The sequence below is a fragment of the Nocardia asteroides genome, from assembly GCA_019930625.1.
Classification (GTDB): domain Bacteria; phylum Actinomycetota; class Actinomycetes; order Mycobacteriales; family Mycobacteriaceae; genus Nocardia; species Nocardia sputi.
The window spans coordinates 1,531,009-1,543,285 of sequence record CP082844.1 but is presented as its reverse complement, the minus strand read 5'-3'; the positions used below and the strand labels follow the sequence as shown (position 1 = coordinate 1,543,285).

The following is a 12,277-nucleotide window of genomic DNA, read 5'->3' as shown; positions in this document are numbered from 1 at the left end:
CGGTATGCCTACTCATCTTGTGGTTCCGATTCCCGCATAGCCCGGCGACCGGCGATATGCCGATCGACACAGGACGCGTGCGTGCGCTCAGCCGACGTTCGACCGGGTGCGCACGGTGATACCGCTGCCGATTCCGCCACCGGAGGAGGCGTCCACATCGGCCAGGATCGCCCGGATCGGAATGCCCAGCGAAGCGGTGCCGCCGTACTGCGCGAGCGCGATGTTGGCCTCGTTGCAGTTCGGCGCGTCCGCCGCGTTGGAACCGCTGGTGATGCCGAGCGCCAGCGTGCCGGACACGATCGCGCCGCCGCTGTCGCCGCCGAGCGTGCAGGCCGAGCTGGCGAACCCGCGAACGGTCTTGCTCTCGCCCTCCGCGGTGAACAGCTGGGTCTCCACCCGGTCGGCCACGACGAAGCCACAGGTGAACGTGGACGACTGACCGGACTTGCAGACCGGGGCGCCGGTGATCGGGTCGGCGGTGCCGGTGATCGCCAGCGTGGTGCCGTTGGCGCCGCGCACCGAGGGCTGGTCCATGCCGGCCCGCACCGCGCGCTCGTTCAGCTTGATCACCGAGTAGTCCAGCGCGGAGTGCCCACCCAGCGAGGCATGCACGAAGGTGCCCAGTTCGGGGCTGGCCGGGATGTCCCGGACGTTGGGCAGGTAGACGGCCGCTTCCTGGTTGGCCTTGCCCAGATTCGGATCGCAATGTCCCGCACTGATGTTCAGCGCGTTGCCGGACGCGTCGATGCTGTTGAACCCGAACGAGCACACGTCGACCGCGCGCAGCGACGAGTCCGCGAGCGGACCGGGAGCGCTGATGTAGGTGTCACCGCCCATGGGCCTGCGCTCGACCGGGCCGCCGCTGCCCGGCGACAGGATGACTTTGATGTTCGCCAGCAAGGTCGGCAGGTTGAGCATGTGACCCGCGGGGGTGTTGGCGACGCTGAGGACCAGTTGACTGTTCAGGAAGTCGATGGCCACGGAGTTGATCGCCTGCGAGATCTCCCGCGGCAGACCGGTGACCCACTGGTTGAGCTGCACCAGCGAGCCTTCCAGGCTGTCCGCGGAGACCGGGGCCAGTCGGGTCTGGTAGCCGTCGTCCGCGGCGATCTTGGCGGCGTCCAGCGAGGTGACCGCCACGACGGGCTTGCCGTCGGGGCCGATCCAAGCGCCCGCGTAGGAATCCGGTCGCTCGGAACGGAACTCGCGCGCGTAATCCCGCAGCTGCTGGGCGCGCGCGGCGCGGTCCAGGTACTCCGTCGGGGTCATCTTCAGGTCGCGCGCGATGGCCTGCACCAGTTCCGGGGGCAGGTTGTCCGCGGCGAGCTGGGCGGGAGCGTCGGGAACCGCCGATGCGGTCGTCGTGCCGAACAAGGGAGCCAGGAGAACGGTCGAGGCGATGGCGACAGCTTTGACCGCGGCGCGACGCGCCACCAACTTGCGCATGAAGTCCCTTCGTCGGCACGCACGTGCCAGCTAAATCCGTGGCCATGGGCAGAATCCGTTGGCGCACAGTCTTCGTCCAGCAACCGACCTGTGCCGGAAGTCATCCGACAACACGGTCAGCGCATCACTCTAGGCCACAAACCAGGAAAGGACGCTACTAATCACCGACTACCCGGTGTTCCCATACCGGGGATGGTCGGTAACTGCGGTAGCGGCAGGAACGGGTAGGGGGCAGTCGTCGTGCTCCGGGTCGTCGAGGGACGGGTGGTTCTCGGTGGCGTCGTCGGCGGCTCGGTGGTCGACGGGGGCGGAGGCGGAGGCGGAGGCGTCGTGGTCGTGTCCGGCGTCGTGGTCTCGGTGATCTCCACCGGCGGTTCGGACGGCTCGGTGGTGATGGGCTCGGTGGAGGACACGACCGGCGGAGGCGGGACGGGACTCGCCGACGTCTGCTCCGATTTCGCGTCGGGCAGGGGCGGCACCGGTGTCTCCCCGCCGTCGCGGAACAGCGCGGCCACCACGATGCCGCCGAGCACCAAGCCGATGACGGCGGCGCAGGCGACCAGCAAGGGCGTACGCCGCGGGTTCTTCGCGACAACTTTCGCGGGAACCTCTGTCGCCGTGGGCTTCTCGGCCGGCTCCGGGTCGGCGGTCGCGACCGGCTCGGCGATCGGGAAGGCCGCCGAGTACGCCTGCGGCTGTGGCTCGGCGGCGGGCACCGCCGGGATGACGATGGTGTCCACCGTCGAGTTCTCGGCGGTGGACGGGTCCGGTGGAGTGGCGCCCGCGGGTGTGGCCAGCACGGCGGCCAGCGCCGCGCGGGCCGCGTCGTAGGCGAACGAGCCGTCGGGCGCCGTGCTCCCGGCGCTGGGCAGTTCGCCCTCGCTGACCAGCAGCACCGACCGCAGGCCGAGGTAGTCCAGCGCGTCCCGCAAGGAACGCACGTGCTCGGCGGGCCAGTCCGCCGGATGCGTCGCGTAGAACTCGGCCGGGCCGCTGAGATGTTCGGCGGCCAGATTGATCAGGCAGAACAAGGCGGTCGCGACGAGGTCTTCGGCGCGGTAGGCCTCGCCGTCGTCGACCGGGATACCGGACGGGTCACCGACGGCGGGCACGAAGCCGGTGATCGAATGGGAGTGCCCGGCGGGCGCGGGACCGCCCAGTTCGGCGTCACCGTCCTCGGACATGTGCAGGATCGACTCCCGGACGATGTACCGCGGTTGCTCGTCACCATCGGTGACGATGACCGCCGTGCACTCGTCCTCGGCGACGCGCAGGCCAACCCCAGTGGCCATCCTCCACCTACCTCGCTTCGGCGTTCCCGCTGACGGAACCGCACCCGAGTCACACCAGAAGCGAGCCGTGTCCCATGGCGCGGAGCATCGACAATAACTCCGAACGGGAACGGGCGCCGACCCGGCGTCGGATGCGCGCGACGTGGTGCTCGACCGTCTTCGCGGAAATGTACAAGCGCGCACCGATCTCGCGATAGGTGAGCCCGAGCAGAACCAGCTCGGCCACTTCGCGTTCCCGTTCGCTGAGGATCGCGGCCTGCGGCGGCGTGGGCGGCGGCGCCGGGGTGTCGCCGTCGGTTGCGGCCGGTGCGGCGGGCCGGGTCTGCGGTTCCTGCGGACGAGCGTCGGCGCGGACCGTGCGAGCCAGTTTGAGCAGCGCGGTGGCCGTCGCGGAGTCGGGCGCGGCCAGCGCCGCCTCGCTGGCCAGCCGCGCACCGTCCCAGGTCATGCCGATCTCGGTGAGCGCGGCGACCGCCGCGTGGACCGGCGCGGTCGCGACCTGGCCGCGCAGCACGAGCACCCAGGTGCGGCCCGCGTCGGCGAGCACGGCGGCGTGCCGGTCACCCGCCTCGGCCGCGGCTTTCAGCGCTCGCGCGTGCGGCAGCAGGTCGTCGGGGCTTTCGTGCGCGATCGCGGCCTGCACGCCGTACCAATGGAAGGCGTTGGACCAGGCGGGCGGTTCGTTCAAGCGGCGCAGCAGCGTGAGGGCGGCCTCCACCAGAGGCTCGATCCGACGTTCGTCACGCATCCGGATGGCGGCCAGCCACAGTTCGCCGATCGGCAGCAGTGCCAGCAGGTCGGCCTGCACGTCGTCGAAGAGCGGATACGCCGCCTGCCACGCGCGGGCCAGCGAGGTGTGATCGCCGCTGCGCCGGGCGAGGCCGACGGCGACGCCGTGAGCCAGCAGCCGGTCGCGGGCGTCGAGTCGGTCGTAATCCAGGGCGGCCACGGTGGCGGCGGCGGCGCGCTCGTCGCCACCGAGCATCGCCGTCCAGGCCGCGAGCACGTCGAGCTGGTGGCAGCGCAGCCCGCTCGCGGTGGCCCGCCGCAACGCGTCCTGGGCGCGGCGCGGCTCGCCGGTGCCGAGCGAGAGCAGCGCGGCGATGGAGGCCGCCGTGCAGGGCAGGAAGCGGTCCACGCCCGCGTCCGCGTTCGCCGCCTGCACCAGCGCCGACACGGCGGACGCGGTGCTGTTGCCCGGCGCGATGGAGTCCGCCAGCGCGGTCGCGATCAGCCGCGCGTGCGCGTGCGCCTCGGTGGGGGGCCACTGCGTCGCCGAGGAGGCCATCTCCTCGGCGCCGGCCACGTCTCCGGCCAAGCGCAGCACCGTAGCGCCGATCGCCCAATCGGGGCCTACCCGATCCGCACCGAGCCAGATGTACAACTGGGCCGCGCGACCCACCAGGCCACGTCGGGTCAGCACCGCCGCGCAGATGCGCACCGCCGTCGCGAGTTCCGTACCGGAACTGCCCGAACGAGCCAGCATCGGCTCGGCCAGACGCATCGCCGTGTCACCGTCACCGGTCCGTGCGGCCGCCTCGGCCCAGCGCAGCGCGATCAGATCGAGTTCCGCCCCCGCGGCCGCCGCGGCGGCGTAGTAGCGAACCGCCTCGCGGCCGGTCCGCTCCGCGGCGTCGACGAGGAAATCGGCCAGGCGCGGATCACGGACGCCGGACTCGGCCAGTTGCAGCGCGGTGCGGTCACGCAGCAGGCCCGCCTCCAGCCGGGCGCCGAGCAACCGGCGCTCGACCGCGACGAACCTGCGGTCGCCGAGCAGCGTGCGCAGTGGGGCGACGGCGGGTTCGATCAGCAGATCCGCATCGGTCACCAGGGCGCTGGCCCTGGCTCGGTCGATGAGATCTTGCGCAACGGCCGGTTCCACGCCGAGCACCTCGGTCAGCTCGCTGGAATCCAGGCCCGTGCCCGTGGTGGCGACCACCAGGGTCTCCAACAGGTCGGGCTCGAGGTTGTCCAGCAAACCGCGCGCCCACGCGGCGACGGCCGTGTCGACGGCGGCGATGCCCGCGTCCAGACGCGCCGAGCAGGCGGCGGTGAGCGCCGCCACGACGCCACCGCGGATACCCGCGGTCTGCACGTGGATGTGCTGAGCGACTTGGCGCGGCACCATCATGCCCAGTTCCCTGGCGAACGGCGCCATGTCCGCGACGCCGAGCGGGCGCAGGTCCACGACGCGACCGCGCCGGGCGACCGCGTCGGCGAGCAGCCGCAGCCGCGGGTCGTGCGGGCGCGGCTGGGCGGCGATCACCATCGTGCGGCGCCCGGCTTCCACGGCGGCGCGGAGATATTCGAGATCGAGCCCGCCCAGCGTGTGCGCGTTGTCGATGATCAGGGCCGGGCGGGCGGTGTCGGTCGTCACCCCTGCCGTAGCGCCCGCGACCGAGGCCGGCGTGCGGGTCAGTGGGTGCGAGCCGTTGTGCGCGTGCTGGACGGCGGCGGTGTCGTCCTGCAGCGGGACGCCCCGGGCGCGCAGACGCGCCCGGATCTCCGCGAGAAGCGTCGACTTGCCGGTTTGCGAGCGGCCGCGGATCAGGTAGACCACCGGTTGGTCATCGGCGGATTCCAGGTCGCGGAAGACGTCCCGTGCGGACGGGAGGGTGTCGAATGCGGTGTCAGCCACCGGAGCCTCCCAGGATCTCTCCGGGAGCGCGCAGCACCGTGCCGAGAGTGTCGCCGAGCACGCCGGTCGGCAGGTTCGGCGCGGTGGGCGGCATAGGCCGCGGCTGCTGCTGAGTGGGCGGCGGCGGGTTGGTCGGGGCCGGGGCGGGCGCGGGAGCGGGAGAAGGCTGGGGTTGGGGCTGCGGCGCGGGTTGCGGAGCCGGTGAGTCCGCGGGTCCCGGGTCGGGCCGGCCGGGCGTCTGCTCGCTGTTCACCACGGCCACGGTGGTGCCCTGAGCCGGGGACGAAGGCGAACCGGCCTGTGTCGCCTCGGTTCGCGCTCGGCCGGTCGATGTCGTGGAGTCCGTGGCGGCGACACCGGAAGGTGCGGACGGATCGCCCGTCTGCGCTCCCGTGGTCGCGGCGACCTGCGCGGCGCCGGTGGTCGACTGCTCGGTGGTGGCGGGATGGCTCGGGCCGGACTGGATGCCGGTGCCGATGGCGAGCGTGCCGGTGGCCAGCAGGCCGATGGCGGCCGCCGCGCCCGCCACCACCGCGAGGCGTCGCCTGCTGGTGAGCGCCCGTCGGCGTGCGGGGCGTTCCTCGGGCAATGCCGGGAGTCCCGACGAGGGGGACGAGGGGAGCGCTCTGGGCTGGGGCACGGTCTCGTCTTCGGCGCCCGGATCCACCATCGGCAGCTGGTCGGTTTCGGCGGCGAGCAGATCGGCGGCCAGCAGCGCGGCGCCGCGTGCTGTGGTGTGCTCCGGGTCGGGAGCCGCCACGACGGGCAATCCGAACTCGGAGGAGATCAGTTCCGCGACCAGCGGGATGGCGCCGCCGCCTCCGGTGAGCAGGACGCGGCCGACGTCGCCGATATCGAGCCCGGCCCGATGCACCGCGTCTCTGATGAGGTCGATCGAACTCGACAACGGCCCGCGCAGCAGGTCTTCCAGTTCACCGCGTACCAGCCGTACGGTGCTGCCATGCGGATCGGCGGGGTCCACCCGAACCGGGACAACGGTCGCGGTATTTATGGAAAGCTCTTCTTTCGCTTTTCTGCAGCGCTCGCGCAAAGCCGCTAATTCACGTTCGACCACCGGATCGAACGGATCGAAATCCGCGGCGAGCACGGCGTTTGCCAGAACATAGCGCATGGTCAACAGATCGAATTCCGCACCGGCGACGTCGGTGGTGCGCAGCGGCGTGCCCAGCAGACTGGCATGCTCACCGGTGCGTACCACGGAGACGGTCGAGCCGGTCGCGCCGAGGTCGAAGACGATCACCGCGCCGTCGTCGGTCCTGCCGTGTGCGGCGTCGAGCCAGCGGATCGCGGCGGTCGGTTCCGGCACCAGGGTGACCTCGCCGAGCGCGGCCCGCTCGAGCGCCTCGCGCTGGATCTCGACGGTGTGCCGCGACCACCACGCCGGGTGGCAGGCGACAATCGCCGCGGCGGCGTTCGTTCCCGTCTCGGCGGCGATCTCGTCGCCCAGGCATCCGATCGCGGTGGCGACCAGGTCGGGAGCGGAATACGAGGAGCCGTCCTCGGCGAGGATGCCGACCGGATCGCCGACCCTGGCGAGGAAGCCCTCCAGCAGGACATCGCTGGAATGGCGGCCGGTGGGGCGCGCGCCCGCGCCGAGCGTGGGTGCCATGTCCTGCGACAGCCGCAACACGCTCGGATGCGAGCGTAGATAGCCGCCGCCGGACGGGCCGATGCCCTCGTCGCCATCTTCCGTTGCCGCCACGGCGACCGAATTCGACGCCCCGACAGTGATGCCGAGCGCCAGGCGCTGTGTCATTCGAGAACCCCGTTCGAAGAGCTGTCTGGTCCGGTGTCGCTGCAGTGTGTGCGAGATGGTGCGCTTGGCCTGGTAGTTGCCGACGCAACCGTTCTGTCGGTTGCTGGCCATCAGCCGTTACCCCGTTAGGGGAACCATTAGGGAAATTCCCCTAATTTCGCTCCCACCCCTATCGGGTGCCCCCGCTCAGTCGTAGGGGTTCGCCCCGTTTCGGCGTAACGCCCTGCGCTCCTAGCGTGATTTGCATTCCAACGACTGCGGATCATCTAGGTCCGCCGGGACTCAGGAGACGATTCTCATGACACCCAACGCGATTCTGGAGTTCATCCTCGATCTGCTGCGGAACGACGAAGCCGCGGTCGCCTACTGCGCCAACCCCATCCAGGCGCTGGCCGCCGCGGGCCTGAGCGCGGTGACACCAGAGGACATCACGCTCTGCGCCCCGATGGTGGCGGAATCGGCGCTGGTCACCGGCGGCTCTCAATTGCAAGCCATCGTGGCGGCGGGCGCGCAGACCGGCGCCGCGGCCGTGGTCGGCGCGGCGAGCACCGTGGGTGCGGCGGCGGTGGCGGGCGCCGGAGTCGATCTGGGCGCGGATCTGGGAGTCGACCTCGGCGCCGGTGCGGGCGGGGATGTCGACATAGATCTCGGCGTCGGCACGGGCGTCGATCTCGGCGCGGGCGTGGACCTGGGCGCCGGTTTGAACACCGTGATCGAAACCGGGCTCGAGCTCGGGGCCGGTCTGGGTGCGGGACTGGCGGCGGGCCTGGACACCGTGGTGAACGCGGGCGCCGACCTCTCCGCCGCCGTGGGCGGTCTGCTCGGCGCGGGTGCGCAGGTGATCAGCGGCATCGGAGCGGGCCTCGACCTCGACACCGACCTCGAAGGCGTGGGAGACATCACCGCCGGACTCGGGACCGGCCTCGCTACCGGCATCGACGCGGCACTGGGCGCGGGCGGCGGGCTGGGCGCGAGCCTGGGCGGCGCGGTGGATGCGGCGGCAGGCCTGGGCGCGGGCTTGGAAGGCGCGGTGAACGGGGCAGCCGGTGTCACCACGGGCCTTGGAGCCGGACTGGAAGGCGCAGTAGACGCCGCAGCCGGTCTGACCGCAGGTCTGGACGCGGCTTTGGGCGCGGGTGCTGATCTCGGTGCCGGCTTGGGCGCGGGCCTGGGGGGCGTTATCGATGCGACGACCGGGCTGGGCGCGAGTCTGGAGGGTGCCGTGGAGGCGGCAACCGACTTGACCGCAGGCCTCGGCGCGGGTGCGCAGGCGGGTGCTGATCTGGGCGCAGGCTTGGGCGCGGGTCTCGGGGGCGTTGTCGATGCGACGACCGGTTTGACAACCGGGCTCGGCGCAGGACTGGAAGGCGCGGTGGACCTCACCACCGGTTTGGGTGCGGGGCTGGAAGGCGCCGCGGGTGCGGCGACCGATCTCACCGCAGGCCTCGGTACCGGTGTGGAGGGTGCAATCGACGCGACGACGGGTCTTGGTGTCGGTCTCGATGGTGCGCTCGATGCGGTCGGTGGTGTGGATGCGGCGCTGGGTGCTGGTGGGCAGATCGGTGCGGGTCTCGAGGGCGCTGCGGACCTGACGACCGGTTTGGGTGCGGGGTTGGAGAGCGCTGTGGGTGTGGGGACTGATTTGACCGCTGGTGTCGGTGCGGGCTTCGAGGGCGCGGTCGATGCGGCGACCGGTTTGGGCGTTGGTCTCGGCGGCGCCGCGGGTGCGGCGACCGACCTGACCGCGGGTCTCGGCGCCGGTGCGGGCGCGGGCCTGGAAGGTGCGATCGACGGGATGGTGGGTGTGACCACGGGCTTGGGTGCAGGTCTCGTGGGCGTTGGTGGTGCCGCGACGGACCTGACTGCCGGTGTGGGCGCGGGTCTGGAAGGGGCCGTGAACGGGGCCGGTTCGGTGACGACAGGCTTGGACGCTGCTCTGGACGGCGGTGCGCAGGCGGGCGCCGGCCTCGGCGCCGGGGTCTCCACCGGACTGCACGCAGCGGCCGACGCGGGCGCGCAGATCGGTTCCGGTCTCGAGTCCGGTCTCGGCGGTGCGCTCGACGCCACCGGTCAGGCGACGACCGGACTCACCGGCGGCCTCGATAGCGCGGTGCAGGGTTCCGGCAACCTGACCACCGGACTGGGAGGCAATTTCTCCTCCGCCATCGGCGGTGCCGGGAATCTCGGCACGCAGGCGACGGCGGGTCTGGAGACCGGACTCGCGACCGGTCTCGGCGCGGCTGTGAGCACCGGAGCGGAACTCGGCGGCGGACTGGACAGCTCCCTGAACATCGGCGGCCAGCTCGGCACGGGCCTGGGAACCGGTCTCGGCGGGGCCATCGACGCGGGGATCGAAGCGGCGACCGGGCTGGAAACAGGCTTGTCCACCGGCCTCGGTGGCGGTCTGTCCACGGGCGTGGACGGCGCGGTGCAGGCAGGCACCGGCCTCGAGACCGGCCTGACCGGCGCGATCGACGCGGGCGCGCAGGCTGGTGCGGGGCTGGGCTCGGGTTTGTCGGCGGGGCTGGACGCGGGAGCGCAGGCTGGTGCGGGGCTGGGCTCGGGTCTGTCGGCGGGGCTGGACGCGGGAGCCCAAGCGGGCGCCGGACTCGCTTCGGGCCTGTCGGCCGGACTCGGCGCGGGCGCAGAAGCCGGTGCCGGTCTCGGTACCGGCCTCTCCACCGGAATCGAAGGCGCGGCGGGCGCGGGCCTGGAAACCGGTCTCGGCGCCGCGGGCAACGTGGGCGCGGGTCTGTCGAGTGGTCTCGAGGGCGCGTCGAGCGCGGGAGCGCACCTGGGTTCGAGCCTGGACAGCGGGATCAGCGGCGGCATCGGCGCGGGTGGGCACGCGACCTCCGGCCTGTCGTCGGGCCTGGACGCCACGGCCGGTCTCGGCGGTGCGGCGCAGTCGAGCGTCGGCGGCGCGGTGGACGCGGGGGCCGGACTGGCCGGCTCGGCGGGCGGCGCGGCGCAGGGCACAGTGGACACCGGGGCAGGTCTCGGCGGCAGCGTCGGATCGACCGCGAACACCTGGTCCTCGTTGGACGTGTCGAGCGCGTTCGGTTCCGGCCTGGACAGCACGACCAGCGGCCACACCGACTCGGGCCTGTTCGGCGACACCCATGCCGGCACGGAGCTGAGCGGTTCGGCAGGCGCCGACCTCGGTGGCGATACATTCCTGCACTGACAGTTGCCCGGTAGGAATGCCCGGTAGTACGGAAAAGAGGTCCATACCGCGATGGGGACGCCCGCGCCGAACGCCACTCCACCGGCGGTACCGCTGCTCTCGGTACTCGGTGAAACCATCGCGGCGGCGCGTGCCGCGGGCCGCAACGATCTGGTCGGCCGCCTGGAAGTGGCGGCCGACCGGGTCCGTGACCCGCGTCGGCGCATTATCGTCGCGGGACAGCTCGACCAGGGCAAAAGCCGTTTCGTCAACGCGCTGTTGAACCTGGACATCTGCCCGGTCGGCGACGACGCCACCACCACGGTTCCGATGCTCCTGGCGCATGGCTCAGAGCCGCGTGCGGAGCTGGTGCTCGCGGCGCACGGCGACTCCAGCGGGGCGGAGACCAGGGTGACGGTGCCGATCGCGGAGATCGGTGCGATCGACTCGCGCTCGCCGCTGGCGCAGGGACGACGGATCGTGCGCCTCGAGGTCGAGATACCCAACGCGCTGCTGGCCGACGGCATCGTGCTGATCGACACTCCCGGCGTCGGCGGGCACGGCAACGCCCATGCCGCGGGTGTGCTCGGCATGGTGCCCGCCGCGGACGCGGTCCTGGTGCTCTCGGACGCCTCGACCGAGCTCACCGAGCCCGAACTGGCGTTCCTGCGGCAGGTGCGTGAGCTGTGCCCGACGGTCGCGCTGTTGCTCACCAAGACCGATCTGTATCCGCACTGGCGGCAGGTGCACGAGGCCGATCTCGGCCATCTCGCTCGGGCCCGCCTCGACGTGCCGATGATTCCGGTGTCGTCGCTGCTGCGCAGCCACGCGATGCGGTTGCAGGACAGGCAGCTGGGTGTCGAATCCGGCTTCGGTGTGCTCTACGAATTCCTGCGCGACCAGGTGGTGGCGCGCGATCAGCAGGCCACACTAACCGCCGTGGCGCGCGATATCCGCTCCGCGGCGGAGCATCTCGCGCTGGCGCTGGGCAGTGAGCTGGTCGCGGTCCGCGATCCGGCACAGGGCGCGGCGGCGGTGCGCGAGCTGCAATCCGCCCGCGGCGCGGCCGAGGAACTGCACCGCAGGACCGCCGCCTGGCAGCAGACGCTCGCCGACGGCATCACCGACCTGGCCGGCGACGTCGACCACGATCTGCGTGACCGCCTGCGGAACATCGCGCGCAGCACGGAGGAATGGATCGACGAGCACGATCCGGGCAGGCATTGGGACCGCATCGCCGAACACCTCACCGGCACCGTCGACACCGCGCTCGGCGACAACTTGCTGTGGACCCACTCCCGGGCGATCGAACTCGCCGAGCGCGTCGCCGAGCATTTCTCCGGATTCGGCGCCGTCGACCTGCCGGATGTGCGACCCGGCGCGGGGGCCGATAGCGGCCGTGCGCTCTCCGGCACGCTCGCCGATCTGGAACCGGACATCGGTTTCGGCAGCAAGCTGCTCGTCGGCATGCGCGGTTCCTACGGCGGCGTGCTCATGGTGGGGCTGGCCAGCACCTTCGCCGGGCTCGCCCTGCTCAACCCGATCTCGATCGGCGCGGGGCTGATCGTGGGCGGCAAGGCTTTCCGGGACGACAAGCAGGCCAGGCTGGCCAAGCGGCGCATCGAGGCGAAGGCGGCGGTGCGCCGTTTCGTCGACGATGTGGCGTTCCAGGCGGGCAAGGAGTCGAAAGACCGGTTGCACCGCATCCACCGCGCGTTGCGCGATCACTACGCGGGCGTCGCCGAGCGCAGCCTCCGCTCCATCGATGAGTCGTTGCGGGCCGCGCAGGAGGCGGCGAGCATGGTCGCCACCCGCCGGGCCGAACGCGGCGCACAGCTGGAACAGCAACTGCGCGTAGTCGCCGAGCTGCGCCGATATGCCGATGCCATGCAGACCGCACTACCGATGGGACCCGCCGGTACGGTAGCCCCGTGAGACGTGATGGTGGCGCGGTGCCG

The 12,277-nt window shown here is 71.8% G+C and carries 6 protein-coding genes; 2 read left to right on the top strand and 4 right to left on the bottom strand.

What is annotated here, in order from left to right:
- Positions 1-87 precede the first annotated feature (87 nt).
- The 4 genes from K8O92_07235 to K8O92_07220 all read right to left on the bottom strand — a co-directional run bounded on the left by K8O92_07235 (position 88) and on the right by K8O92_07220 (position 7,153).
- Positions 88-1,446: a S1 family peptidase gene (locus K8O92_07235; protein ID UAK33721.1), complete on the bottom strand. Its 1,359-nt coding sequence runs from the start codon at positions 1,444-1,446 to the stop codon at positions 88-90.
- A 161-nt stretch (positions 1,447-1,607) separates the two neighbouring features.
- Complete coding sequence (locus K8O92_07230; protein ID UAK33720.1) at positions 1,608-2,738, bottom strand: hypothetical protein; 1,131 nt, start codon at positions 2,736-2,738, stop codon at positions 1,608-1,610.
- Positions 2,739-2,787: 49 nt separating this feature from the next.
- Positions 2,788-5,376, bottom strand: a complete 2,589-nt coding sequence (locus K8O92_07225) for a helix-turn-helix transcriptional regulator (protein ID UAK33719.1) — start codon at positions 5,374-5,376, stop codon at positions 2,788-2,790.
- A complete protein-coding gene (locus K8O92_07220) occupies positions 5,369-7,153 on the bottom strand; it encodes an Hsp70 family protein (GenBank protein UAK33718.1) in 1,785 nt (594 codons plus the stop codon). Before K8O92_07220 ends, K8O92_07225 begins: the two co-directional genes overlap by 8 nt.
- Before the next feature lie 298 nt (positions 7,154-7,451).
- Here K8O92_07220 and K8O92_07215 point away from each other — a divergent pair, with 298 nt between their 5' ends.
- Positions 7,452-10,340: an IniB N-terminal domain-containing protein gene (locus K8O92_07215; GenBank protein ID UAK33717.1), complete on the top strand. Its 2,889-nt coding sequence runs from the start codon at positions 7,452-7,454 to the stop codon at positions 10,338-10,340.
- 51 nt (positions 10,341-10,391) lie between these two features.
- Complete coding sequence (locus K8O92_07210) at positions 10,392-12,254, top strand: dynamin family protein (GenBank protein UAK33716.1); 1,863 nt, start codon at positions 10,392-10,394, stop codon at positions 12,252-12,254.
- The last annotated feature ends 23 nt before the right edge of the window (positions 12,255-12,277 follow it).